This is a genomic window from Stenotrophomonas sp. JAG2 (assembly GCF_041080745.1).
Taxonomy (GTDB): Bacteria; Pseudomonadota; Gammaproteobacteria; order Xanthomonadales; family Xanthomonadaceae; genus Stenotrophomonas; species Stenotrophomonas maltophilia_AA.
The window spans coordinates 354,689-377,325 of the sequence record NZ_JBEUMH010000003.1 but is presented as its reverse complement, the minus strand read 5'-3'; the positions used below and the strand labels follow the sequence as shown (position 1 = coordinate 377,325).

The following is a 22,637-nucleotide window of genomic DNA, read 5'->3' as shown; positions in this document are numbered from 1 at the left end:
CTGCCGGCCGCGCGCGCAACCACTCAGCGCTGGCGGCGCTTGCGCTCCACGTAGACAGTCTTGGCGATGCTCATCAACACGCCGACGGCGATGCCGATGCCGGCGCCGAGCAGGAAGTTGTCGCGGGTCAGGCCGATGGCCACGCCGATGATCGTGGCGATCACCATTTCGGTGGTATGCGAGATCGGCTGCGGCGGGGGTGCGGACATGGCGACTCCAGAACGGGAACGAATACGGTGTCCCATTATGACCTGCCGGAAACGACGAAGGCCGGGTTTCCCCGGCCTTCGTCAGTTACGTGGGCAACACTCAGATCTGCTCGGCAGGACCGGCGATCGGCGCGACCGGACGGGCATCGCCGCCCTTGTCGTTGTTGTTGCCGCCATCCTTGTTGCTGGGCGACTTGTCCCAGCCCATCGGCGGCGGCGGATCGCGGCCTTCCATCACGGCGTTGATCTGCGGCGCATCGATGGTCTCGTACTGCAGCAGCAGCTGGGACATCGTGTGCAGCTTGTCGAGGTTGGCGGTCAGCAGCTCCGTGGTCCGGGCGTAGGCCTTGTCCAGGATGCTGCGGACGACTTCGTCGATGCGGCGGGCGGTGTCGTCGGAGACGCTCTTGTGCTGCGTCACCGAACGGCCGAGGAACACTTCATCGTCCTCTTCGCCGTAGGCGATCGGGCCGAGTTCGTCGGACAGGCCCCACTTGGTGACCATGTTGCGGGCCATCTTGGTGGCGCGCTCGATGTCGTTGGAGGCACCGGTGGTGACCTTGTCGGTGCCGAAGATCAGCTCTTCGGCAACGCGGCCACCGTACAGCGAGCACAGCTGCGACTCGATCGCGACGCGGTTCATCGAGTACTTGTCGCCTTCCGGCAGGTACATCGTCACGCCCAGCGCACGGCCGCGCGGAATGATGGTGACCTTGTAGACCGGATCGTGCTCGGGCACCAGTCGGCCGACGATGGCGTGGCCGGCTTCGTGATACGCGGTGAGCGTCTTTTCTTCTTCGCTCATCGCCATCGAACGGCGCTCGGCACCCATCAGGATCTTGTCGCGGGCACGATCGAAGTGGTCCATGCGGACTTCCTTCTCACCGCCACGCGCGGCAAACAGCGCTGCTTCGTTGGCCAGGTTGGCCAGGTCCGCACCGGAGAAGCCCGGGGTACCCCGCGCGATCACCATCGGCTCGACATCGTCGGCCAGCGGCAGCTTGCGCATGTGCACCTTGAGGATCTGCTCGCGGCCCTTGACGTCCGGCAGGCCGACCACGACCTGGCGGTCGAAACGGCCCGGGCGCAGCAGCGCCGGATCCAGCACGTCCGGACGGTTGGTGGCGGCGATGACGATCACGCCCTCGCCTCCCTCGAAGCCGTCCATTTCGACCAGCAGCTGGTTCAGGGTCTGCTCGCGCTCGTCATGACCGCCGCCCAGGCCGGCACCACGGTGGCGACCGACGGCGTCGATTTCATCGATGAAGATGATGCACGGCGCCTGCTTCTTGGCCTGTTCGAACATGTCGCGCACGCGGCTGGCGCCGACGCCGACGAACATTTCCACGAAGTCCGAACCGGAGATCGAGAAGAACGGCACCTTGGCTTCGCCGGCGATCGCACGGGCCAGCAGGGTCTTGCCGGTACCCGGCGGGCCGACCATCAGCACGCCACGCGGAATCTTGCCGCCCAGCTTGGTGAACTTGGTCGGGTCGCGCAGGAAGTCGACCAGCTCGCCGACTTCTTCCTTGGCTTCGTCGCAACCAGCGACGTCGGCGAAGGTGACCTTGATCTGGTCTTCGCCCTGCAGCTTGGCGCGCGACTTGCCGAAGGACATCGCGCCCTTGGCACCGCCGCCACCACCCTGCATCTGGCGCATGATGAAAATCCAGAAGCCGATGATCAGGATCACCGGGAGGAAGTTCATCAGGATCGCGCCCAGCGAGATGCCGCTGGACGGGGGCGCCTGCTCGAATTCCACTTTCTTGCCACGCAGCACGTTGATCAGGTCGCGATCGTAGGGCGCGGTGATGGTGCTGGTCTGGCCGCTGCGGGTGGTGTAGGTCACATCGTTGGCACCGCCGCGCATTTCGCCCAGCACTACCTTCTGGATGTTGCCGCTGTCCACCTGGTCCAGGAACTGCGAGTACGTCGCGCCCTGTGCGCCGGCTCCGCTGCTCTTCGGCGAGAAGCTCTGGAAGACCACCATCAGCACGACGGCGACGACCACCCATAGCAGGAGGTTCTTGGTCAAGTCGTTCATCCTCATTGGCTCCGGTGTTCCTCTAATTCCTGACGCGATTCGTATGGTTGAGCTTACTTGATCTGCGCGCGTTTTCCCTGCCCCAAGGCATACACCTCGGGCGAGCGCTTCCGGGACGCTTCAGGCTTGCGGATCACCACTTTGTCGTACCGGCGGCGCATTTCGCGCACGTAGTCGTCAAAGCCCACGCCCTGGAACAGCTTGATCAGGAACGCGCCACCGGGCTTGAGATGGTTGTCGGCAAAATCCAACGCCAACTCCGCCAGGTGCATCATCCGCGGTTGGTCCACCGCGTCCATTCCACTCTTATTGGGGGCCATATCCGAGAGCACAAGGTCCACCGGCTGATCGCCCAGCATGGCTTCGAACTCCGATAGGACGGTCTGCTCCCTGAAGTCCCCGTGAAGGAACTCCACGCCGGCCAGCGGCGGCATCTCCAGGATGTCCAGCGCCAGCACCCGGCCGGTGTCGCCGATCTGGCGCCGGACCTGCTGGGACCAGCCACCCGGGGCGGCGCCCAGGTCGACCACGACCATGTGCGGCTTCAGCAGCCGATCCCGCTGCAGCAACTCCTCCAGCTTGTAGGCTGCGCGCGAACGCATGCCCTCGGCCTGGGCCTTCTTCACGAAGGGGTCGGCGAAGTGCTCTTTCAACCAGCGTTGACTGCTTTTGCTACGGGTTGCCATTGAGATGCGGGTCGGATGGGGAGGTCATGATACCCTGATCGCCCCAGTTAACCGCTTGTTCCTGAATGGCTATCGCCCTGACTTCTTCCCAAACCCGTTTCCTCCGCGGCCACGCGCATGATCTGAAAGCCCTGCTCCAGATCGGCGGCAAGGGGGTGACACCGGCCTTCCTGGCTGAACTGGAAGAGGTGCTGGAGCGCCACGAGCTGATCAAGGTCAAGGTCGCCGCCGAAGACCGCGAGGCCCGTGACGCCCTCATCGCCGAGCTGGTCAGTGCCAGCGAAAGCGCGCTGGTGCAGCGCATCGGCCACGTTGCCGTGCTGTACCGCCCGAGCAAGGAACAGCGCCAGATCGTCCTGCCGCGCGGCTGATCCCGGAACGCCCATGCAGCTGAGCCACGAAATCCCCGACTACGCCTACGCCCTGCGCGCCGCCGATGGCCGCAGCGCGAAGGTGAATGACCGGACGCTGGCCGCCAGTTTCATCCTGGCCCCGGACACGCTGATCGAAGCCTGGCCGGTGACCGACATCGCCCAGCTCACGCCCGAGCACCTGCAGCCGGTGCTGGCCTTGAACCCGGCGCTGGTCGTGCTGGGCACGGGCGACACCCAGGTGTTCCCGCCGGCTGCGGTCATGGCCGCCTGCCTGACCCGGGGGATCGGCCTGGAAGTGATGAACAACCCGGCCGCGGCGCGGACCTTCAACATCCTCGCCAGCGAGGGTCGCAAGGTGGCGGCCGCGTTCATCCTGAAGGGGTGAGACCGGGATTTCCGTTCAGAAAAGGCCGCCCTTGGGGCGGCCTTTTTCGTTCTTACTTCGGCGGCAGGTACAGCAGCGGATCGACCGGCTTGCCGTTGTAGCGGATCTCGAAGTGCAACATGTCGCGTGCAGCACCCGTCCGGCCCATCTCGGCGATCTGCTCGCCGGCCTTGACGCTCTGGCCTTCGTTGACCAGACGCTTGCGGTTGTGGCCATAGGCCGACAACCACTGGTCGCTGTGCTTGATGATGATCAGCTCGCCGAAGCCGACCAGGCCGGCACCGGAGTACACCACCACGCCGGCGGCCGTCGCGCGGACCGGCTGGCCACTGGCACCGGCGATGTCCACGCCCTGCTTGGTCGCTTCACCCGCGACGAAACGGCCGACGATCGCGCCGTCCGCCGGCCAGCGCCAGCTGATGTTGCTCTTGATCGCGGTGGTCGGCGCGGGGGTCGCGGCCGGCGCGGTCGTGCCCGGACGCGGCGCGGTGACCACGGTGGTCGGCGCGCGGCCGGGGCTGCCGCTGCCGCCCGGGTACAGGCGCAGCGACTGGCCGGGATAGATCGTGTACGGCTCGGCCAGCCCATTCCAGGCCGCCAGATCACGCGGCGTGATGTTGTGGATGCGGGCCAGCGCATACAGCGTGTCACCGCGACGGACGACCGCCGTCTGGCCCGGTTTGGCCACCGAGCTCTGCGGGGTGCTGTGGGCCACGCCACCGCCCGAGCCCGAGGGCCGCACCACGGTGGCGGTGCCACAGGCGCTCAGCGCCGACACCACCAACAGCAGCGCGCCGGTGCGCACTCCTTTGCTCAAACGATCAGCACTCATGCGAACTTCGACCTCCATACAAGCCAGGCCACCAGCACGACCACCAGCGCGGTCGCGATCCAGCCCAACGGTTCAATCCAACGGCGCAGCGCAGCTTCCGCGCGCGGCCCGCCAATACGAATGACCGCCGCCAGCACGTACACGCGCTTGCCACGGCCGATCAACATGCTCAGGAAATACTGTGGCAACGGCACGCCGACGATACCCGATGCCCATGTGAAGACCTTCATCGGGATCGGCATGAAACCGCCCAGCACCAGGAAGGTGAACACTGCCCACGGCGACTCGGCCATCTTGGCCTGCACGAGGGCGATGCCGCCTTCGATGCTGGTCAACATGCCCAGCGCGGCGAACACCGGCTTGAGCGCTTCGAAGGCGAAGTGACCCAGCGCATAGCCGACCAGCGCGCCTGCCATCGAGCCGGACAGGCTGAGCGTGGCGAACCACCAGCCGCGTTTGGGCTGGGCAACGCACATCGGGGCGAGCATCACCTCGGGCATCACCGGGAAGATGATCGCCTCGATGAAGCTCAACACCGTCAGATAGGTCGGCGCGCGCTCGTGCGCGGCCCACTTCATTGCCCGCTCGTACAGCGGACCGAAAATCTTCATGACGCAACGCTCCTTGGAATCAGTCCAGCATGCCAGACAGCAGCGGCACGAACGTGACCGGTGCCAGTACCTGCTGTTCGACACTGCCGTCATCGCGACGGGTCAACTGGATCAGCGACTGCGCGCCCGGGCCACCGACCGGCGCGACCAGGCGGCCGCCGACGGCAAGCTGCTCGACCAGCGCATCGACCAGCGCCGGTGCCGCCGCAGTCACCACGATCGCATCGTACGGACCGTGCTCGGCCCAACCGACGCGGCCGTCGTCATGCTTGCTGCGGATGTTCATGCCCAGGGCGCGGAAGCGCTTGCGCGCCTGGCGCAGGAGATCGCCGATGCGCTCGACCGTGTACACCTCCAGCCCGATCGCGCCCAGCACGGCGGCCTGGTAGCCCGATCCGGTGCCGACTTCCAGTACCGTCTTCGGGGCGGACTGCAGCACCGCTTCGGTCATGCGCGCCACCACCCAGGGCTGGGAAATGGTCTGGCCATGGCCGATCGGCAGTGCGGTGTCTTCGTAGGCACGCGAGGCCAGCGCTTCATCGATGAACAGATGGCGCGGCACGACGCGGATGGCATTGAGGGTGGCTTCGTCGGCGATGCCGGCATCGCGCAGGCGATCCACCAGGCGATCGCGGACCCGCTGCGAGGTCATGCCGATGCCGACGGCTTCGGGCTGCAGGCGCAGGCGTGGGCTCATGCCGGCCGGTCCAGTGCGGCAGTCAGCCCGCCGACCCAGCTGGCCACTTTCTCCAGCGCCTGGTAACGGGTGAGGTCGACCTGGATCGGGGTGATCGAGATGAAGCCGTTGCGCACTGCGTGGAAATCCGTGCCGGGGCCGGAGTCCTGCTCGCGCCCGGCCGGGCCGATCCAGAACACCTGGTTGCCGCGCGGGTCGCGCTGGGCGATGCAGCCCTCGGCGCGATGGCGGTTGCCCAGGCGGGTCACTTCGAAACCACGCACCTCGCTCCACGGCAGGTCCGGCACGTTGACGTTGAGGATGGTGTCGGCGGGCAGCGGATCGGCCTTGAGGCGGGTCACGATCTCGACCGCGGCACGCGCGGCGGTCTCGAAATGACGGGGCTCGTGGTTGTGCGTGACCAGCGACATCGCCACGGCAGGCAAACCGAGGAAACGTCCTTCCATCGCCGCCGACACGGTGCCGGAGTAGATGACGTCGTCGCCCAGGTTGGCCGCGTTGTTGATGCCCGAGACCACCATGTCCGGCTCGTACTCGAGCATGCCGGTCAGGGCCAGGTGCACGCAGTCGGTCGGCGTGCCGGCCACCGAGCAGGTGTAGTGGTCGATGCGCTTCATGCGGATCGGCAGGTCCAGGGTCAGCGAATTGCTGGCGCCGGAACGATCACGATCAGGAGCGACCACGGTCACTTCATGACCGGCGTCACGCAATACCGTGGCGAGCATCTTGATGCCCGGCGCATCGACACCGTCGTCGTTGCTGACCAGAATCCGCATCTGCGATTTAACCGCTTGATTTTTCAAGACTTCGATTCCATCACTTCCCACTGTTGGCGGCGGTGGCCCTGCCCCTCCCGGGACCGGACGACCGCGCAAGTGCGTCAGCTATTGTGCCGCAAGCAGACAGATCGTCCTACCCCGATAACGGTAGGCATCGCCCTTCCCGCCCATTAGGCTGTACGCATGTCACATCCTGAAGACGAAGATCCCGCGGCGCTGTTCCGGGCCGCCATCGGCGAGGTCACGCCGCTGCGCAAGGCGGTCACCCCGCCGCCGTCCGCGCCGCGGCCCAAGCCGCGTGCGCGGATGGCCGAACAGGATGAACAGGAGGCCCGCGGGGAATTCGCCCGGCTGCTGCGCGACAGCAGCCCGCTGGAGGCCGGCGATACCGCCAGCTACCGGCGCGACAACCTGCCGCCGCGGATGTTCCAGCGGCTCAAGCGCGGGCAGTATTCCGTGCAGGACGAACTCGACCTGCATGGCGCGACGGTCGCGCAGGCCGAGGCACTGGTGCGGCAGTTCCTGGTGGAGGCGCATGCTCATGAGTACGGCTGCGTGCGCATCATCCACGGCAAGGGGCTGCAGTCCGACGGGGGTGCGCCGGTGCTGAAGAATCTGGTCGATCGCCTGCTGCGGCTGCGCAACGACGTGCTGGCGTTTCATTCCGCGCCCGCCGGGCAAGGCGGAACGGGCGCGGTACTGGTGCTGCTGGCAAACCGGTAGAGCCACCCCATGGGTGGCTGCACGGGGTGCCGATCGTGCGGCATCCACGCATGGCGTGGATCTACGCCTCCGGTGCGGCCTGGCTGGCGTCTTCCACCGGGCCCAACTCGTGCAGTACCGCGGTGGCGTAGCAGCCCGGCGGCAACGCGAAGCTGAGTTCCAGCACATCCGCAGCCAGCCACTGGTGCTGCAGCATGGCCGGGCGCAGGCGCAGCGCGCGGCGCTCCTGCTTCAGGCGGGCGCTTTCCAGGCCGGCCCGCAGCGCCAGCGATTGCTCGTCCGACACCGCGCCCAGCTCCAGTTCGGCGGCGGCACCGGTGCTGCGCAGCTCGCCCTCGCCCCACAACGGGCCGCTGGGATGGATGTCGAACCGGCCGAGGCGATCGGCCAGCAGATCCGTCCACGGCTCCGGGCCGAACACGCTGCGGCTGCCATCGAGCATCCAGACCTCGCCGTCCAGCGGCGTGTCCCAGTTGCCCTGCTCCACGCGTGCCGCCAGCACCTGGTTGAACAGGGCCGAACGGGCCGCCGAAAGCAGCAACGAACGCTGGTCGGGGCGCATGCGACGGCCACCGAACATCGCCAGCGCGGCCGGCACGTTGCCGCCATCGCGGCCGAAACGCTGCTCACCGAACCAGTTCGGCAGGCCGCGCGAGGCGATATGGGACAGGCGCTCTTCGATGGCCGTGGGATCGCCCTGCACGTCGCGCAGCACCAGCTTGAAGCGGTTGCCAGCCAGCGCACCGCGCTGCAGCTTGCGGTTGTGCCAGGTCGACTCCACCACCTCGATCTCGTCCGACGCCAGCAGCGCCGGGTCCGGCGCCACGCGCTTGGGCAGGTGCACGCTGAAGCGCTGCGTGGTGACCGCGTGGCGATCCTTCATGCCGGCGTAGCTGACCCCCATGTCCGGCAGCCCGGCCCACTTGGCCAGCACCTTGGCGACATGCACGGTATTGGCGCCGCGCTTGCGGATGGTCAGCAACAGGTGCTCACCCTCCCCGCTCGGCTCGAACGCCGGCAGTTCGTCAACCTGGAAATCCTCGGGCGAGGTGCGGATCTTCGCGCTGAGCAGCGGCGCGCCGAACGCCAGCGGCAACGGGATCACAGGGCCACCAACAGCACGCTGGCCTGGGCGGCGATGCCCTCGCTGCGGCCGGTGAAGCCCAGCTTCTCCGACGTGGTCGCCTTGACGCTGACGCAGTCCAGCGCGATCCCCAGCACGGTGGCGATGCGCTCGCGCATGGCCAGGGCGTGCGGGCCGACCTTCGGCCGCTCGCAGATCACGGTGATGTCGGTGTTGCCGACCTGCCAGCCGCGCTCGCGCAGCAGCCCGTTGCAATGGTCGAGCAGGTGCGCGCTGTCCGCGCCCTTCCAACGCATGTCGGTCGGCGGGAAATGCACGCCGATGTCGCCCAGCGCCAACGCACCGAGCATCGCATCGCACAGCGCGTGCAGGATCACATCGCCATCGCTGTGCGCGAGCACCCCGCAGCTGTGTTCGACGCGGATGCCGCCGAGCATGATGTGGTCGCCCTCGCCGAAGGCATGGACGTCGTAGCCCTGTCCGATGCGGAAGGGAGGAAACTGGGGCGTGGTCATTGCAAGAACCTGCGGTTGGGTGCGGCGCGTGCGGACGTCAGGGTGCGCGACGCGACAGCACGAATTCGAAACGGGACAGATCAGCCGGGGTGGTGACCTTGAAGTTGTCTTCGCTGCCTTCCACCAGCAGCGGGCGCAGCCCCTGGCGCTCCATCGCCATGGCTTCGTCGGTGATGTCCACGCCGGCGTCGGCCGCCTCCTGCAGCGCGCGCGCCAACTGGTGGCGGCGGAACAGCTGCGGGGTCAGCGCGCGCCAGAGGCGTTCGCGTGGTTCGGTGGCATCGATGCCGCCATCATCGCCGGCACGCTTGAGCGTATCGCGCACCGGTGCGGCCAGGATCGCCCCGACCGGGTCGGCACGCCCGACTTCCAGCAGGCGGCCGAGATCGGCAGCGGCCAGGTTCGGGCGTGCGGCGTCGTGCACCAGCACGAAATCGTCGGCGCGTACGTCATCGGGCAAGGCCTGCAGGCCGGCCAGCACCGAGCTGGCGCGGGTTGCACCGCCGATGCAGGTCAAAATGGGTTTGTCCGCCAGCGACTGCCAGCCCGGCCAGTCGGCATCATTTTCGGCGACCACCACCATCACCCCAGCCACGACCGGGTGCGAGAGCAGCGCCTCGAGGGTGTGGGCCAGCAACACGCGGTCGCCGGCGAGGAGATACTGCTTGGGCGTGGCCCCGCCGAAGCGGGTGCCACGGCCAGCGGCGGGAACCACCGCCCAGATGCCCGCCATCAGGGCACGTCCTGGTGCGGCGCGTCCGGATCGGTGACCGCCGTCGGCGCACGCGGAGGCGGCACCGGCGCGTCTTCGACCACGCGGTAGAACTTCTCGCCGGGCTTGATCATGCCCAGCTCGCTGCGCGCGCGTTCTTCGATCGCCGCTTCGCCTTCCTTGAGGTCCTTGACCTCGGCAGCGAGCGCGTCATTGCGCTGCTGCAGCCCGGCGTTGTCCCGCTTCTGGTTCTCGACCTGGGCCTCGAGCATCATCACTTCGCCCGAGTTGCCCGGTCCAAACCAGAAACGGTACTGCAGCCATGCGAGCAGCAGCGCGAGCACCAGCAGCAGCCAGCGCCAGTTGCGCATGCGATCAGCGCTTCAGCGACACGAACGCGTCACGACCGGCGTAACGCGCGCCGGCACCGAGGGCTTCCTCGATACGCAGCAGCTGGTTGTACTTGGCCACGCGATCGCTGCGGCACAGCGAGCCGGTCTTGATCTGGGTGGCGGTGGTGGCCACGGCGATGTCGGCGATGGTGGTGTCTTCGGTTTCGCCCGAACGGTGCGAGACGATCGAGGCGTAGTTGGCCGCGTGCGCCATGGCGATCGCTTCCAGGGTCTCGGTCAGGGTGCCGATCTGGTTGACCTTGATCAGGATCGCGTTGGCGGTGCCGGACTCGATGCCTTCCTTGAAGATCTTCGGGTTGGTGACGAACAGATCGTCACCCACCAGCTGCACCTTGTTGCCGATGCGGTCCGTCAGCAGCTTCCAGCCGGCCCAGTCGTTCTCGGCCAGGCCGTCTTCGATGGTCACGATCGGGTACTGCGCGGCCCAGTCGGCCAGGAAGTCGACGAACTGCTCGGAGGTCAGGCGCTTGTTCTCGCCGACCAGGTTGTACTTGCCGTTCTCGTAGAACTCGCTGGAGGCCACGTCCAGGCCCAGCAGCACGTCTTCACCGGCGGTGTAGCCGGCCTTGCCGATCGCTTCCAGGATGGTGTCCAGCGCTTCGACGTTGCTGCGGAAGTCCGGCGCGAAGCCGCCTTCATCACCCACCGCCGTGCTCAGGCCGTGGCCCTTCAGCACCGACTTCAGCGAATGGAAGATTTCGGTACCGGCACGCAGCGACTCGGAGAACGAGGTGAAGCCGACCGGCAGCACCATGAATTCCTGGAAGTCGACGTTGTTGTCGGCATGCGCGCCGCCGTTGATGATGTTCATCATCGGCACCGGCAGGGTCACGTCACGGCCGTTGGCCAGGTGCTGCCACAGCGCCTGCTTCTTCGAGGCGGCCACGGCGTGGGCATTGGCCAGCGAAACACCGAGCAGCGCGTTCGCGCCCAGGCGGCCCTTGTTCTCGGTGCCGTCCAGGTCGATCAGGCGGCGGTCGAGGCCTTCCTGGTCGGCGGCATCGAAGCCCTTCAGCGCGGTCGCGATGGTGGTGTTGACGTTGGACACGGCGTTGCGCACGCCCTTGCCCAGGTAACGGGTCTTGTCGCCGTCACGCAGTTCCACGGCTTCCTTGGTGCCGGTCGAGGCGCCCGAGGGCACCGCGGCACGACCGAACGAGCCGTCCTCGAGGATGACTTCGGCTTCCAGCGTGGGATTGCCACGGCTGTCGAGGATTTCACGGGCGTGGATGCTGCGGATCGTGGTCATAGCGGGCCGGTTACCAGTCAGAGTGGGGAGGCGCCGCCAACGCAGCGCCGAAAAATAGATGCCGCGTGATTATCCCTGCACACCCGTCACTTGCCAAATCGGCGAGGGCGCGGACAGCGCCCCAACCACGCTGGCGTTGCCCGGAACCAGCGACGGGATCACCAGCAGCACCAGCAGCAACGCCAGCAGGGCCAGCCCGACGCCGCCACCCGCCGCCTGCCGGCGCAGCCGGAACGCGAGCACGCTGGCAGTCACGCAGGCCAGTGCGGCGGTGCCGGTCAGCGACAGCGTCGCCAACAGCATGGGCATTACCCCGCGCAGTGCGTTGTCGCCATCACCGGGCGAGCCCATGCTGGTGAACATCAGCACCACCATCAGGAACACCCCGCACCAGGCGGCGATCGCCGCGCCCAGCGCGATCCAGCCCCAGGCCCAGCCGCGCCAGCCGCGGCGCACCGCGGGGGACGCCGGAACGTCGGCCATCATGCGAAGCGCGAGAACCCGTGCTTCTTGGTGACCGCGTCGAGCTCCATCAGGGTTTCGAGCAGTTCTTCCATGCGGTCCAGCGGCCAGGCGTTGGGACCATCGGACAGCGCCTTGGACGGATCCGGGTGGGTCTCGGCGAACAGGCCGGAGACACCGACTGCCACCGCTGCGCGCGCCAGCACCGGCACGAATTCGCGCTGGCCACCGGAGCTGTTGCCCTGCCCGCCCGGCAGCTGCACCGAATGAGTGGCATCGAACACGACCGGGCAACCGGTATCGCGCATCACCGACAGCGAGCGCATGTCGCTGACCAGGTTGTTGTAGCCGAAGCTGGCGCCGCGCTCGCAGACCATGATGTCCTGGTTGCCGGTGGCCTTGGCCTTCTCCACGACAGGCTTCATGTCCCACGGCGACAGGAACTGGCCCTTCTTGATGTTGACCGGCTTGCCGGCCGCGCACACCTTGGTGATGAAATCGGTCTGGCGCACCAGGAAGGCCGGCGTCTGCAGCACGTCCACCACCGAGGCCACTTCGTCCATCGGGGTGTATTCGTGCACGTCGGTGAGCACCGGCACGCCGATCTGCTTCTTCACTTCGGCCAGGACCTTCAGGCCCTCTTCCATGCCCGGGCCACGGAAGGCGGTGCCGGAGGTGCGGTTGGCCTTGTCGAAGCTCGACTTGAAGATGAAGTTGATGCCGAGGCGATCGGTGATTTCCTTCAACTTGCCAGCCACGTCCAGCTGCAGCTGCATCGACTCGATCACACACGGGCCGGCGATCAGGAACAGGGGCTGGTCCAGCCCGACGTCGAATCCACACAGTTTCATGGCGTTTCCTTGTTGTCCGGCGGACACTGGCCAGGCCAGCCGCCGTGGGTGATTAGCGCTCTGCAATGGGGGCGCGCGGCCCCCACTGCAAGTGCGGCGTGCCGATCAGGCGGCTGCGTCCTGGGCCAGCTTGCCACCGGCCTTGCGCTCGCGCGCGGCGCGGATGAAGCCGATGAACAGCGGGTGGCCTTCGCGCGGCGTGGACAGGAACTCCGGGTGCGCCTGGCAGGCCAGGAACCACGGGTGCTGGTCGCGCGGCAGCTCGATGACTTCCACCAGGGTGTCGTCCATCGACTTGCCGGCGATCACCAGGCCCGCATCCTCCAGCTGGGTGCGGTAGCGGTTGTTGAACTCATAACGGTGGCGGTGACGCTCGGACACCACGTCCTTGCCGTACAGTTCGCGGGCCAGCGTGCCCGGCTTCAGGCGCTGCTCCTGCAGGCCCAGGCGCATGGTGCCGCCCAGATCGCTCTTGTCGTCACGCTTCTCGACATCGCCGGTCGCGGTGCGCCATTCGGTGATCAGGCCGATCACCGGGTTCGGCGACTGGCGGTCGTTCTCGGTGCTGTTGGCGCCGTCCAGGCCGGCCACGTGGCGGGCGAAATCGACCACCGCGGCCTGCATGCCGTAGCAGATGCCGAAATACGGCACCTGATGCTCACGGGCGAACTGCGAGGTCAGCACCTTGCCTTCGAAGCCACGGTCGCCGAAGCCGCCCGGCACCAGGATGCCGTCGACATCCTTGAGCGCGGCCAGGTCGCTGTCCTCCAGCTCCTGGGCTTCGAGCCACTTCAGGTTGACCTTGGTGCGCTGGCGCAGGCCACCGTGCTTGAGCGCTTCGCCGACCGACTTGTAGGCGTCCTGGTGATCGACGTACTTGCCGACCACGGCGATGGTCACCTCATCCAGCGGGTGCAGGGTGGCATCCACCGCGGCTTCCCACTCGGCCAGGTCGACCGGGCCGGCCTTGTCGCCGAGCTTGAGCTGGTTGACGACGATATCGTCCAGGCCCTGCGCATGCAGGCCCATCGGGATGCGGTACAGCACGTCCACGTCCGGCACGCTGATCACCGCGCGCTCGGAGACGTTGGTGAACTGGGCGATCTTGCGGCGCTCCGAATCCGGCACGACCTGCTCGGAACGGCACAGCAGCACGTCCGGCTGGATGCCGATCGAGCGCAGCTCCTTGACCGAGTGCTGGGTCGGCTTCGTCTTCAGCTCACCGGCAGCAGCGATGTACGGCACCAGGGTGAGGTGCATGAACAGCGCCTTCTCCGGGCCGCGCTCGGTGCGCACCTGGCGGATCGCTTCCAGGAACGGCAGCGACTCGATGTCGCCCACGGTGCCGCCGATCTCGACCAGCGCCACGTCGAAGCCTTCGGTGGCCTCGTCCATGCAGCGGCGGATTTCATCGGTGATGTGCGGAATGACCTGCACGGTGGCGCCCAGGTAGTCGCCGCGGCGCTCCTTGCGGATCACGTTCTCGTAGATCCGGCCGGTGGTGACCGAGTTCTTGCGGCTCAGGCGGGTGCGCACGAAGCGCTCGTAATGGCCCAGGTCCAGATCGGTCTCGGCGCCGTCGTCGGTGACGTAGACCTCACCGTGCTGGAACGGGCTCATGGTGCCCGGATCGACGTTGATGTACGGATCGAGCTTCATCATCGTCACCCGCAGGCCGCGGGCCTCGAGGATGGCGGCAAGCGACGCGGCGGCAATACCTTTGCCGAGCGAGGACACTACGCCGCCGGTTACGAAGATCAAGGGAGTCATGGCTGGGGGTGTCCTGTCAGGAAGGGGGAAACGGCGCCGGCGCGCAGGGCGACGGACGACGTGAAGGGGGAAATCGGGGCGATCCGGGCGGCTGCGGGGCGTTCACGCGCCAGGGCCGGGATCAGGGGGGAGACGGTGCGGGAGTGGGTCAGCGACGTCGGGTCAGCCGTGCCGGCCACTGTCTGGACCGTCACCTCCTGCCTACCCTGCTGGCGATCGCGCACGATCAGGCCAGTCCATTCGCTGATGGATGACACGCACTACTCCCGGAAAGCCATAGTTTACAGATTGCCGGCCTCCAGCCCAAGGGGCGGATGACGGTCTTCACATAAAAAGAAGAGCCCCGGCGCGATACCGGGGCTCATGGTGAGTACTTTTTCAGATTCCCAGGTCTCTCTGGTGGAGAGCCCCCTTGGAGTTCAAGGGGGCGCGCCGACAGGCGCGGGGATGTGGAGGAGAGGGTGAGCGGGGCCCACGGTTTGCCGCGCAAACCGTGGGGAAGCGTCAGCGCGAAGCGCTTATCGCTTCTTCCGCGCTTCTTCTTCCTCTTCCTTCTGCGGGGCCTGCTCGCCCCTGGCCTTCATTTCGGCCGTGGCGGCGGCGCGGCGCTTGGCCTTGGCGTCCGCCTCGGCCTGCGCCTTGTCGGCCTGTTCGCCCTGCTGCGGCGTGGGCTGGCCCTGTCCGGCGTTCTGGGCCAGTGCCATGGGCACGGCCACCACGGCGGCGGCGATGGCAACGATGGTCAGCAACTTCTTCATGGGGTGCTCCTCGCGGTATGGCATGGAATGGGTCGCCGGAGGGTCCGGTTTCCCATCGCAGACAGTCTATCGCGCCCCGGTCGGCCGCCCCCTGAACGTGTGGCGTGCAAAAAACCCGTCCAGACCGCAAACTTCGCCGTCGCATTGCGCTTTATGAAGACAGATGAACGCCCGCTATAACGCCGCCGATATTGAAGTCCTGTCCGGCCTGGACCCGGTCAAGCGCCGCCCCGGCATGTACACCGACACCGCGCGCCCGAACCATCTGGCGCAGGAAGTCATCGACAATGCCGTCGACGAAGCCTTGGCCGGACACGCCCACACGGTCGAAGTCACGCTGTTCAAGGACGGCAGCTGCGAGGTCAGCGATGACGGCCGCGGCATGCCCGTGGACATCCACCCCGAGGAGAAGATCCCCGGCGTCGAACTGATCCTGACCCGCCTGCACGCGGGCGGCAAGTTCAACAACAAGAACTACACCTTCTCCGGCGGCCTGCATGGCGTCGGCGTCAGCGTGGTCAACGCGTTGTCCACCCTGGTCGAAGTGCACATCAAGCGCGACGGCAGCGAACACCGCATCACCTTCCGCAACGGCGACCGCGCCACTCCGCTGGAAGTGGTCGGCAGCGTCGGCAAGAAGAACACCGGTACCCGCGTGCGCTTCTGGGCCGACCCGAAGTACTTCGATACGCCCAAGTACAACCTGCGTGCGCTGCGCCACCTGCTGCGCGCCAAGGCTGTGCTGTGCCCGGGCCTGACCGTCAAGCTTCTCGATGAAGCGACCGGCGAGCAGGACACCTGGTACTACGAAGATGGCCTGAGCGATTACCTGAAGGCCGAGCTTGGCGAGCGCGAGATGCTGCCGGCCGACCTGTTCGTGGGCCACCTGAAGAAAGAAAACGAGATCGTGGACTGGGCCCTGGCCTGGATTCCCGAGGGCGAACTGGTCCAGGAAAGCTACGTCAACCTGATCCCGACCGCCCAGCACGGCACCCACGCCAACGGCCTGCGCACCGGCCTGACCGAGGCGCTGCGCGAGTTCTGCGACTTCCGCAACCTGCTGCCGCGTGGCGTCAAGCTGGCCCCGGAAGACGTCTGGGACCGCGTATCGTTCGTGCTGTCGCTGAAGATGACCGATCCGCAGTTCAGCGGCCAGACCAAGGAACGCCTGTCCTCGCGCCAGGCCGCGGGCTTCGTCGAGGGCGCCGCACACGATGCCTTCAGCCTGCTGCTCAACCAGAACGTCGCCTTGGGCGAGCAGATCGCGCAGCTGGCGATCGAGCGCGCCAGTGCGCGCCTGAAGACCGAAAAGCTGGTGACCCGCAAGAAGGTCACCCAGGGCCCCGCCCTGCCCGGCAAGCTGGCCGACTGCATCAGCCAGGACCTGTCGCGCACCGAGCTGTTCCTGGTCGAAGGCGACTCCGCGGGCGGCAGTGCCAAGCAGGCCCGCGACAAGGACTTCCAGGCGATCCTGCCGCTGCGCGGCAAGATCCTCAACACCTGGGAAGTGTCCTCGGGCAGCGTGCTGGCCTCGGAAGAAGTGCACAACCTGGCGATCGCGATCGGCTGCGACCCGGGCAAGGAAGACATCGCCGGCCTGCGCTACGGCAAGGTCGTCATCCTGGCCGACGCCGACTCGGACGGCCTGCACATCGCGACCCTGCTGACCGCGCTGTTCCTCAAGCACTTCCCGGCGCTGGTCGATGCCGGCCACGTGTTCGTGGCGATGCCGCCACTCTTCCGCGTCGACGTGGGCAAGCAGGTGTTCTACGCCCTGGACGAGGAAGAAAAGCGCACGATGCTGGACAAGATCGAGCGCGAGAAGATCAAGGGCCAGGTCAGCGTGACCCGCTTCAAGGGCCTGGGTGAAATGAACCCGGAGCAGCTGCGCGAGTCCACCATCCACCCCGATACGCGTCGCCTGGTGCAGCTCACCATCGACGATGGCGAGCAGACCCATTCGCTGATGGACATGCTGCTGGCCAAGAAGCGCGCCAGCGACCGCAAGGGCTGGCTGGAAAAGAAGGGCGACCTGGCCTCGCTGGAAGTGTGATCGACCGGTTGTGACAGTGGAAAAACCCGCCTCCCGGCGGGTTTTTTTTGGGGCACGGGGAGACACCGGGCATGGCTACACGGGGCAGGAGCGGCTAACGTGGCCACACCTCGAGCACAGGAACCCGCATGCCGTTCGATCCCACCCTGCAACTGGAGAGCGCGCGTCTGGTGCTGACACCGATCCGCGCCACGGACGCGCAGGCGTTGTTCGCGATCCAGTCCGACCGTGCCGGCATGCGTTACTGGAATCATCCGGCGTGGACGGACCTCAAGCAGGCCTACGTGCAGATCCTCGACGATCTGGCCGCGCTGGATGCGGGCACGCAGTTGAAGCTGGCGATCCGTGAACGTGTGGACGGGCCACTGCTGGGGATCGTGGTGGTATTCGCGATCGACGAGACGTCCCGGCGCGGGGAGATCGGGTATCACCTGGCGCCGTCGGCACAGGGCAAGGGCTACATGCACGAGGCGCTGTCACGGTTCGTGGCGTATCTGTTCGACGTGCTGCGCCTGCGCCGCCTGGAAGCGGAGATCGATCCGCGCAACGCCCCCTCGGCGAAGGTGCTGGAGCGGCTCGGCTTCCAGCGCGAGGGGCTGCTGCGGGAGCGCTGGCGGGTCGCCGGCGAAGTATCGGATTCGGCGGTGTATGGGCTGCTGGCAAGGGAGTGGCAGAGACCAGGCAGCGCAGTGTCAGGGTGACCGTCTCACGAAACGGCCTCCGGCCATTTCGGCCTCGGCATCCGCCTTCCCACGAAAAAGCCCGCCTTTCGGCGGGCTTTTCGATGTTCAACGCGTGGACCGATCAGGCCCAGCCGAACATTTCGAACAGACGCAGGATCAGGTACGCACAGCCGCCGGCGGCCGGGATCGTCAGGATCCAGGCCCACACGATGCGCTCGATCACGCCGAAGCGCAGCGAACGCGGATTCTTGGCGAAGCCGACGCCCATGATCGCGGTGGAGATGCTGTGGGTGGTGGAGACCGGCATGCCGAAGTGCGCCGCCACGGTCAGGATCGTGGCCGAGCTGGTTTCCGCGGCGAAACCGTGGATCGGGTGCAGCTTGACCATCTTGTGGCCCAGGGTCTTGATGATCTTCCAGCCGCCCGACGCGGTACCGGCGGCCATCACCACGGCACAGGTCAGCACGATCCACATCGCGATGCCGTCACCGGCGCTCGCGTCCGGGTGCATGAAGGCCAGCCAGGACGGCAGGTCGTTCAACGCACCGGTCGCCTCGGCACCGATCAGGGTCATGGCGATGATGCCCATGGTCTTCTGCGCGTCGTTGTGGCCGTGGGCGAAGCCCATGTAGGCCGCCGACACGATCTGGGCCTTGCCGAAGAACGCGTTGACGATGCGCGGGCGCGCCAGGCGGCCCAGGAAGCCACCGATCTTCGCCATGCCCGCGATCATGCCCCACAGCAGCAGCATCACCGCGATGCCGAGCAGGAAGCCGGCGATCGGCGAGGTGATCATCGGCAGGAACACCTTCCACAGCAGGCCCTTGTTCTGGGCCCAGGTGCCGATGCGCTCGGACCAGATCAGCGCGTCCCAGTTGTTGTGGGCCGCGGCCAGGCCGGCGCCGCACAGGCCGCCGATCAGGGCGTGCGAGGACGAAGACGGCAGGCCCTTCCACCACGTGATCAGGTTCCAGATGATGCCGCCCAGCAGCGCGCACAGGATCACCTGCGGGGTCACATCGACCACGTTGGTGTTGAGCAGGCCCGAGGCGATGGTCAGCGCGACGGCGGTGCCGGTCAGTGCGCCGATGAGGTTCATGAACGCGGCGAGCATCACCGCCCAGCCGGGCGAGAGCACTTTGGTCGCCACCACGGTGGCGATGGAGTTGGCGGTGTCGTGGAAGCCGTTGATGAACTCGAAGACGAGCGCGGCCAGGATCACCACCAGGACAAGGGTCAGCATGCTGTGGCGTCCGTCAGCTGTTCTTCAAGACGATCTGGTACGCCACCACGCCGGCCTCGCGGCAACGATCGATGGCCTTTTCCAGGATCTCGAAGAATTCCTTGAGCAGGAACATCTGCAGGCTGTCCAGGCGGCCGGAGTAGATGTCGCGGTACAGCTCGAGCATCAGGCGGTCGGCTTCGTTTTCCAGCGAACGCAGCTTCTCGTTGAGCGCGGTCATCCGGTCCAGGTTCATGTGGCGCAGGTCGTTGACCATCTCCACCACCACGTTGGCAGCCTGTTCCAGCATCGCCGCGCGCGGCGCGAAATCGATGTGTTCCAGATGCTGGGTGGCCAGCGAATAGCGATCGGCGAACTTCTCGATCTGCTTGGGAATCTTGTACAGCGCCGAACCCAGCGCTTCGATGTCTTCGCGCTCGATCGGGGTCATGAAGCTGTCGACCAGCGCCTGGCTGATCTTGTCCGAGGCCGCGCGCTCGCGCAGGCGGGCCAGCTTGAAGGCGTCCAGCGCCGGCTGGCGGTCCGCTTCGCGCAGCATGGAGTGCAGCGCCTTGGAGCTGTCCTGGGCGGCCTGGGCAGCCTCGTCCAGCAGGGTGTAGAACTGTTTGCCGGAGCCAAAAATGGTCTGCAGAGAGAACATTGAGAAACCTATTCGCCGTCGAGGAAGGACGGCACCGGGCGGAATTATGACGGTTTGATGTCCAATCCGGGTACTCCCTGTCATCTTCACGCTCTGACGGCCCTGCCTGAACGACCCTGATTGCATCCCTGCCCCGGCCTTTTGTTAAGATGCGCGGGCACCTTCGGGTGCACTCTATGGACGACGACCCTTACCCCCCGCCGCACCGCCGCGCTCACGCGCCCTCCGGTAGCCGACATCGCTTGAACACGCCCTCCCTGCCACCAACCGGGGATGCCGCCCGTGTTTGAACTGATTATTGTCCTCGCCCTGATCCTGCTCAACGGCTTCTTCGCCATGTCCGAGATGTCGGTCATGACCTCGCGCAAGAGCCGCCTCAAGCAGATGGCCGGCTCCAGCAAGCGCGCCGAGCGCGCCCTGACGCTGTCCGAGAAGCCCGAGAACTTCCTCTCCACGGTCCAGATCGGGATCACCCTGATCGGCATCCTGACCGGCCTGTTCGGCGGTGAGGCCATCGGCCTGACCATCGCCGAGTGGCTGCAGGGCATGTTCCCGGCCTTTGCTTACTCGGGCGTGGTCGGCAAGACGCTGGCCGTGGCCCTGATCACCTTCCTGACGCTGATCTTCGGCGAACTGGTTCCCAAGCGGCTGGCCCTGACCCGTTCGGAGGACATCGCTGGCCTCGTGGCGCTGCCGATGAGCTGGCTGGCCCGCATCGCCGCGCCCGGCGTCTGGCTGCTGTCCCACTCCACCCGGCTGGTGCTACGCGTGCTCGGCCTGGGCAAGGACGAATCGGCCTCGGTGACGGAAGAAGAGATCCGCATGCTGGTGGCCGAGAGCCATGAGGCCGGCGTGATCGACGCCCACGAGCGCGACATGATGAACCGCGTCATGCGCCTGGGCGACCGCACCGCCGACAGCCTGATGACCCCGCGCAACCGGATCGCCTGGCTGGATACCCAGGCCGATCCGGAGAAGAACATCGCGACCATGCGCGAGAACGAGTTCTCGCGGTACCCGGTGTTCCGCGACAACGACCAGGACATCGTCGGCGTGCTCGAGGTCAAGAGCCTGGTGACCCGCCTGGTGCGCGATGACCATTCGCTGTTCCAGAACCTGCGCGAGCCGCTGTACGTCTCCGAGTCCACCCATGCAATGAAGCTGCTGGAGATCTTCCGCGAGGAACAGCAGTCGATGGCGCTGGTGGTGGACGAGTACGGCGAGATCCAGGGCCTGGTCACGATCAGCGACCTGATGGGCGCGGTGGTTGGCCGCCTGCAGTCGGTGGAGAACGTGGACGAGGACGCGCTGGTGGTGACCCGTGAGGACGGCTCGTTCCTGGTCGACGGTTCGCTGTCGATCGAGGATCTGCGCGAACTGATGGGCAACGCCGAGCTGCCCGATGCCGATGATGGCGACTACTACACGCTGGCCGGCATGTGCATCCACTATTTCGGCCGCATCCCGCATGCGGGCGAGTACTTCGATTGGGCCGGCTGGCGCATCGAGATCGTCGATCTCGACGGTGCCCGGGTCGACAAGCTGCTGCTGCGTACCCTGAGCGAAGACGAGACCGATGACATCACCGGCTGAGCCGACGCCGCCGGACCCGACGCGGCCGCAGTACCGCAACGAGGGTATCCGTACCCTGCTGGCGATGTTCGACCACGGTGACCCGGAGCAACGGCTGCTGCTGGGCCAGATCCTGCAGGACCTGCAGCAGAGTGCGTTCGGTGTGTTCCTGTTCGTCGCGATCCTGCCCGCCTTCATTCCGATCCCCGGGATCGGCGGTGCGGTCAGCGGGCCGCTGGTGGTGCTGATCGGCGCGCAGATGCTGTGCGGCATGCGCCGGCCGTGGCTGCCGGGCTTCATCAGCAGGCGGGGTCCGAAACGCGGAACCATGCATCGTTTCCTGGAGCGGATCGACGGTCCGCTGCGGCGGCTGGACCGTCTGCTCAAGCCGCGGATGCCCGGGCTGCTGGTGCCGCTGCCGGCGCACGCGTTCAGCGGCCTGCTGCTGATTCTGATCGGCGTGCTGTTGTCGCTGCCGATCCCGCTCACCAATTACCTGTTCGGCTTCCAGCTGCTGCTGTTCGCCCTCGCGCTGCTGGAGCGCGATGGCGTGCTGATGCTGCTCAACTGGATCGGCGCCGTGGCCGCCGTGTTGTTCTTTGGCTTCAGTTCGGGGCAGCTGGTGGGCTATACGGTGGATCTGTTCCAGCGCTGGTTCTGACGTACTGAGGTACCGACCAACGGTCGGTACCTACCGCATTGCTGACCCACGGTCGGTACCTGCCGCATTGCTGACCAACGGTCGGTACCTGCCGGGTTATCGAGTCGGTACCTACGCGCCGGGCTTGAGATCCACCGTGCCGGTGTCGGACATCGCGCCCGGATCGTCGGTCACCGCCGACAGCACGAAATACAGCGCCTTGCCCAGCAGGCCACCGGGACCATCCCAGTACTCGGCCGATTCGGCGCTGACGTGGATCAGGCGCAGGTTCGGGTCGTCCTTGCCGCCGGGGAAGAAGATCTTCATCGCCGGTGACCACAGCTGCTCGATCTTCGCGCGGTCGTTGACCACGCGGGCCGTACCCGAGACCGAGACATAGGTGTTGCCCGAGGGCGACGCATAGGCGACGTTGACGCGCGGATTCGCCGCGATCTCGGCGATCTTCGGGCTGTCGGCCCCGGTGGCGAACCACAGGTCGCCATCGAACTCAACTTCCTGCGTGCCCAGCGGTCGGCTGAACAACCGGCCGTCCGCGCCGACCGTGGTGAACATCGCGATGTCCACGTCGCGGATCAATCCGGCCAGTTGTTTGATGTGCTGCTGGCGATCGTGTTCGGCCATGAGGTGGCTC

Annotated in this window: 27 protein-coding genes; 7 read left to right on the top strand and 20 right to left on the bottom strand. The window is 66.6% G+C overall.

The genetic code is table 11. From position 1 onward, the window contains the following. Window positions 1–23 precede the first annotated feature (23 nt). The 3 genes from AB9O74_RS05885 to rlmE all read right to left on the bottom strand — a co-directional run bounded on the left by AB9O74_RS05885 (window position 24) and on the right by rlmE (window position 2,939). Window positions 24–209 (bottom strand): hypothetical protein, encoded by a 186-nt coding sequence (locus AB9O74_RS05885; protein WP_019183322.1) that lies wholly within the window; start codon window positions 207–209, stop codon window positions 24–26. A 100-nt stretch (window positions 210–309) separates the two neighbouring features. After that, window positions 310–2,253, bottom strand: a complete 1,944-nt coding sequence (gene ftsH, locus AB9O74_RS05880; protein WP_176989639.1) for an ATP-dependent zinc metalloprotease FtsH — start codon at window positions 2,251–2,253, stop codon at window positions 310–312. A 53-nt stretch (window positions 2,254–2,306) separates the two neighbouring features. Continuing rightward, window positions 2,307–2,939, bottom strand: coding sequence for a 23S rRNA (uridine(2552)-2'-O)-methyltransferase RlmE (gene rlmE, locus AB9O74_RS05875; protein ID WP_176989638.1), 633 nt, complete (start codon window positions 2,937–2,939; stop codon window positions 2,307–2,309). A 65-nt stretch (window positions 2,940–3,004) separates the two neighbouring features. On the opposite strand from rlmE, the gene yhbY reads away from it, so the two are divergent. Together yhbY and AB9O74_RS05865 are read left to right on the top strand one after the other, a co-directional pair. After that, entirely contained in the window at window positions 3,005–3,310 is a 306-nt protein-coding gene (gene yhbY, locus AB9O74_RS05870) for a ribosome assembly RNA-binding protein YhbY (protein WP_019183325.1), read from the top strand. Window positions 3,311–3,323: 13 nt separating this feature from the next. Continuing rightward, window positions 3,324–3,698, top strand: coding sequence for an Mth938-like domain-containing protein (locus AB9O74_RS05865; RefSeq protein WP_176989637.1), 375 nt, complete (start codon window positions 3,324–3,326; stop codon window positions 3,696–3,698). Between the two features lie 52 nt (window positions 3,699–3,750). On the opposite strand, the gene AB9O74_RS05860 is transcribed toward AB9O74_RS05865, so the two are convergent. Genes AB9O74_RS05860 through surE form a run of 4 tightly spaced genes read right to left on the bottom strand, consistent with a single transcriptional unit; the run spans window position 3,751 to window position 6,614 of the window. Beyond that, window positions 3,751–4,530: a peptidoglycan DD-metalloendopeptidase family protein gene (locus AB9O74_RS05860; protein WP_346478613.1), complete on the bottom strand. Its 780-nt coding sequence runs from the start codon at window positions 4,528–4,530 to the stop codon at window positions 3,751–3,753. Then, the gene (locus tag AB9O74_RS05855) at window positions 4,527–5,141 is read right to left on the bottom strand and encodes a YqaA family protein (protein WP_176989635.1); all 615 of its coding nucleotides are present in this window, start codon (window positions 5,139–5,141) and stop codon (window positions 4,527–4,529) included. Before AB9O74_RS05855 ends, AB9O74_RS05860 begins: the two co-directional genes overlap by 4 nt. 19 nt (window positions 5,142–5,160) lie before the next feature. Then, the gene (locus AB9O74_RS05850) at window positions 5,161–5,838 is read right to left on the bottom strand and encodes a protein-L-isoaspartate(D-aspartate) O-methyltransferase (protein WP_176989634.1); all 678 of its coding nucleotides are present in this window, start codon (window positions 5,836–5,838) and stop codon (window positions 5,161–5,163) included. After that, window positions 5,835–6,614, bottom strand: coding sequence for a 5'/3'-nucleotidase SurE (surE, locus tag AB9O74_RS05845; RefSeq protein WP_176989896.1), 780 nt, complete (start codon window positions 6,612–6,614; stop codon window positions 5,835–5,837). Before surE ends, AB9O74_RS05850 begins: the two co-directional genes overlap by 4 nt. 186 nt (window positions 6,615–6,800) lie before the next feature. Between surE and AB9O74_RS05840 the strand changes: the two genes are divergently transcribed. Next, the gene (locus tag AB9O74_RS05840; protein ID WP_369348730.1) at window positions 6,801–7,340 is read left to right on the top strand and encodes a Smr/MutS family protein; all 540 of its coding nucleotides are present in this window, start codon (window positions 6,801–6,803) and stop codon (window positions 7,338–7,340) included. Window positions 7,341–7,401: 61 nt separating this feature from the next. Here the strand turns inward: AB9O74_RS05840 and truD are convergent, their stop codons facing one another. The 10 genes from truD to AB9O74_RS05790 all read right to left on the bottom strand — a co-directional run bounded on the left by truD (window position 7,402) and on the right by AB9O74_RS05790 (window position 15,154). Beyond that, window positions 7,402–8,445, bottom strand: a complete 1,044-nt coding sequence (gene truD, locus AB9O74_RS05835; protein ID WP_369348729.1) for a tRNA pseudouridine(13) synthase TruD — start codon at window positions 8,443–8,445, stop codon at window positions 7,402–7,404. Further along, window positions 8,442–8,939, bottom strand: a complete 498-nt coding sequence (gene ispF / locus AB9O74_RS05830; protein WP_369348728.1) for a 2-C-methyl-D-erythritol 2,4-cyclodiphosphate synthase — start codon at window positions 8,937–8,939, stop codon at window positions 8,442–8,444. The genes truD and ispF overlap by 4 nt, the downstream gene beginning before the upstream one ends. Window positions 8,940–8,976: 37 nt before the next feature. Continuing rightward, on the bottom strand, window positions 8,977–9,675 hold the full coding sequence (ispD, locus tag AB9O74_RS05825; protein WP_369348748.1) for a 2-C-methyl-D-erythritol 4-phosphate cytidylyltransferase: 699 nt from the start codon (window positions 9,673–9,675) through the stop codon (window positions 8,977–8,979). Beyond that, on the bottom strand, window positions 9,672–10,022 hold the full coding sequence (ftsB, locus tag AB9O74_RS05820) for a cell division protein FtsB (protein ID WP_265310090.1): 351 nt from the start codon (window positions 10,020–10,022) through the stop codon (window positions 9,672–9,674). The genes ispD and ftsB overlap by 4 nt, the downstream gene beginning before the upstream one ends. Window positions 10,023–10,026: 4 nt before the next feature. Continuing rightward, window positions 10,027–11,313, bottom strand: a complete 1,287-nt coding sequence (eno, locus tag AB9O74_RS05815; RefSeq protein ID WP_121041757.1) for a phosphopyruvate hydratase — start codon at window positions 11,311–11,313, stop codon at window positions 10,027–10,029. A gap of 69 nt (window positions 11,314–11,382) precedes the next feature. Continuing rightward, on the bottom strand, window positions 11,383–11,799 hold the full coding sequence (locus tag AB9O74_RS05810; protein ID WP_369348727.1) for a hypothetical protein: 417 nt from the start codon (window positions 11,797–11,799) through the stop codon (window positions 11,383–11,385). Further along, window positions 11,796–12,626, bottom strand: a complete 831-nt coding sequence (gene kdsA / locus AB9O74_RS05805) for a 3-deoxy-8-phosphooctulonate synthase (protein ID WP_019183338.1) — start codon at window positions 12,624–12,626, stop codon at window positions 11,796–11,798. Before kdsA ends, AB9O74_RS05810 begins: the two co-directional genes overlap by 4 nt. A 105-nt stretch (window positions 12,627–12,731) precedes the next feature. Further along, a complete protein-coding gene (locus AB9O74_RS05800) occupies window positions 12,732–14,396 on the bottom strand; it encodes a CTP synthase (protein ID WP_176989628.1) in 1,665 nt (554 codons plus the stop codon). Beyond that, window positions 14,393–14,653, bottom strand: coding sequence for a hypothetical protein (locus AB9O74_RS05795; protein ID WP_179459259.1), 261 nt, complete (start codon window positions 14,651–14,653; stop codon window positions 14,393–14,395). The genes AB9O74_RS05800 and AB9O74_RS05795 overlap by 4 nt, the downstream gene beginning before the upstream one ends. A 261-nt stretch (window positions 14,654–14,914) precedes the next feature. Then, window positions 14,915–15,154: a hypothetical protein gene (locus AB9O74_RS05790; protein ID WP_176989627.1), complete on the bottom strand. Its 240-nt coding sequence runs from the start codon at window positions 15,152–15,154 to the stop codon at window positions 14,915–14,917. Window positions 15,155–15,317: 163 nt separating this feature from the next. Here AB9O74_RS05790 and parE point away from each other — a divergent pair, with 163 nt between their 5' ends. Both parE and AB9O74_RS05780 read left to right on the top strand, forming a co-directional pair. After that, window positions 15,318–17,207 (top strand): DNA topoisomerase IV subunit B, encoded by a 1,890-nt coding sequence (parE, locus tag AB9O74_RS05785; protein WP_369348726.1) that lies wholly within the window; start codon window positions 15,318–15,320, stop codon window positions 17,205–17,207. A gap of 128 nt (window positions 17,208–17,335) precedes the next feature. Next, the gene (locus AB9O74_RS05780) at window positions 17,336–17,908 is read left to right on the top strand and encodes a GNAT family N-acetyltransferase (RefSeq protein WP_369348725.1); all 573 of its coding nucleotides are present in this window, start codon (window positions 17,336–17,338) and stop codon (window positions 17,906–17,908) included. 103 nt (window positions 17,909–18,011) lie between these two features. On the opposite strand, the gene AB9O74_RS05775 is transcribed toward AB9O74_RS05780, so the two are convergent. Further along, on the bottom strand, window positions 18,012–19,133 hold the full coding sequence (locus AB9O74_RS05775; protein ID WP_176989624.1) for an inorganic phosphate transporter: 1,122 nt from the start codon (window positions 19,131–19,133) through the stop codon (window positions 18,012–18,014). Between the two features lie 13 nt (window positions 19,134–19,146). Beyond that, entirely contained in the window at window positions 19,147–19,773 is a 627-nt protein-coding gene (locus tag AB9O74_RS05770; RefSeq protein ID WP_176989623.1) for a DUF47 domain-containing protein, read from the bottom strand. Between the two features lie 282 nt (window positions 19,774–20,055). Here AB9O74_RS05770 and AB9O74_RS05765 point away from each other — a divergent pair, with 282 nt between their 5' ends. Then, window positions 20,056–21,366, top strand: a complete 1,311-nt coding sequence (locus tag AB9O74_RS05765) for a hemolysin family protein (protein WP_369348724.1) — start codon at window positions 20,056–20,058, stop codon at window positions 21,364–21,366. Continuing rightward, window positions 21,350–22,006, top strand: coding sequence for an exopolysaccharide biosynthesis protein (locus AB9O74_RS05760; protein ID WP_176989621.1), 657 nt, complete (start codon window positions 21,350–21,352; stop codon window positions 22,004–22,006). Before AB9O74_RS05765 ends, AB9O74_RS05760 begins: the two co-directional genes overlap by 17 nt. A 111-nt stretch (window positions 22,007–22,117) precedes the next feature. Here the strand turns inward: AB9O74_RS05760 and AB9O74_RS05755 are convergent, their stop codons facing one another. Then, on the bottom strand, window positions 22,118–22,627 hold the full coding sequence (locus AB9O74_RS05755) for a pyridoxamine 5'-phosphate oxidase family protein (RefSeq protein ID WP_346478606.1): 510 nt from the start codon (window positions 22,625–22,627) through the stop codon (window positions 22,118–22,120). Between the last annotated feature and the right edge of the window lie 10 nt (window positions 22,628–22,637).

Coding starts and splice junctions, on each gene's coding strand:
- AB9O74_RS05885 (WP_019183322.1), bottom strand. CDS start 209: ATGTCCGCACCCCCGCCGCAGCCGATCTCGCATACCACCGAAATGGTG.
- ftsH (WP_176989639.1), bottom strand. CDS start 2,253: ATGAACGACTTGACCAAGAACCTCCTGCTATGGGTGGTCGTCGCCGTC.
- rlmE (WP_176989638.1), bottom strand. CDS start 2,939: ATGGCAACCCGTAGCAAAAGCAGTCAACGCTGGTTGAAAGAGCACTTC.
- yhbY (WP_019183325.1), top strand. CDS start 3,005: ATGGCTATCGCCCTGACTTCTTCCCAAACCCGTTTCCTCCGCGGCCAC.
- AB9O74_RS05865 (WP_176989637.1), top strand. CDS start 3,324: ATGCAGCTGAGCCACGAAATCCCCGACTACGCCTACGCCCTGCGCGCC.
- AB9O74_RS05860 (WP_346478613.1), bottom strand. CDS start 4,530: ATGAGTGCTGATCGTTTGAGCAAAGGAGTGCGCACCGGCGCGCTGCTG.
- AB9O74_RS05855 (WP_176989635.1), bottom strand. CDS start 5,141: ATGAAGATTTTCGGTCCGCTGTACGAGCGGGCAATGAAGTGGGCCGCG.
- AB9O74_RS05850 (WP_176989634.1), bottom strand. CDS start 5,838: ATGAGCCCACGCCTGCGCCTGCAGCCCGAAGCCGTCGGCATCGGCATG.
- surE (WP_176989896.1), bottom strand. CDS start 6,614: ATGCGGATTCTGGTCAGCAACGACGACGGTGTCGATGCGCCGGGCATC.
- AB9O74_RS05840 (WP_369348730.1), top strand. CDS start 6,801: ATGTCACATCCTGAAGACGAAGATCCCGCGGCGCTGTTCCGGGCCGCC.
- ispF (WP_369348728.1), bottom strand. CDS start 8,939: ATGACCACGCCCCAGTTTCCTCCCTTCCGCATCGGACAGGGCTACGAC.
- ftsB (WP_265310090.1), bottom strand. CDS start 10,022: ATGCGCAACTGGCGCTGGCTGCTGCTGGTGCTCGCGCTGCTGCTCGCA.
- eno (WP_121041757.1), bottom strand. CDS start 11,313: ATGACCACGATCCGCAGCATCCACGCCCGTGAAATCCTCGACAGCCGT.
- AB9O74_RS05810 (WP_369348727.1), bottom strand. CDS start 11,799: ATGATGGCCGACGTTCCGGCGTCCCCCGCGGTGCGCCGCGGCTGGCGC.
- kdsA (WP_019183338.1), bottom strand. CDS start 12,626: ATGAAACTGTGTGGATTCGACGTCGGGCTGGACCAGCCCCTGTTCCTG.
- AB9O74_RS05800 (WP_176989628.1), bottom strand. CDS start 14,396: ATGACTCCCTTGATCTTCGTAACCGGCGGCGTAGTGTCCTCGCTCGGC.
- AB9O74_RS05790 (WP_176989627.1), bottom strand. CDS start 15,154: ATGAAGAAGTTGCTGACCATCGTTGCCATCGCCGCCGCCGTGGTGGCC.
- parE (WP_369348726.1), top strand. CDS start 15,318: ATGAACGCCCGCTATAACGCCGCCGATATTGAAGTCCTGTCCGGCCTG.
- AB9O74_RS05780 (WP_369348725.1), top strand. CDS start 17,336: ATGCCGTTCGATCCCACCCTGCAACTGGAGAGCGCGCGTCTGGTGCTG.
- AB9O74_RS05775 (WP_176989624.1), bottom strand. CDS start 19,133: ATGCTGACCCTTGTCCTGGTGGTGATCCTGGCCGCGCTCGTCTTCGAG.
- AB9O74_RS05770 (WP_176989623.1), bottom strand. CDS start 19,773: ATGTTCTCTCTGCAGACCATTTTTGGCTCCGGCAAACAGTTCTACACC.
- AB9O74_RS05760 (WP_176989621.1), top strand. CDS start 21,350: ATGACATCACCGGCTGAGCCGACGCCGCCGGACCCGACGCGGCCGCAG.
- AB9O74_RS05755 (WP_346478606.1), bottom strand. CDS start 22,627: ATGGCCGAACACGATCGCCAGCAGCACATCAAACAACTGGCCGGATTG.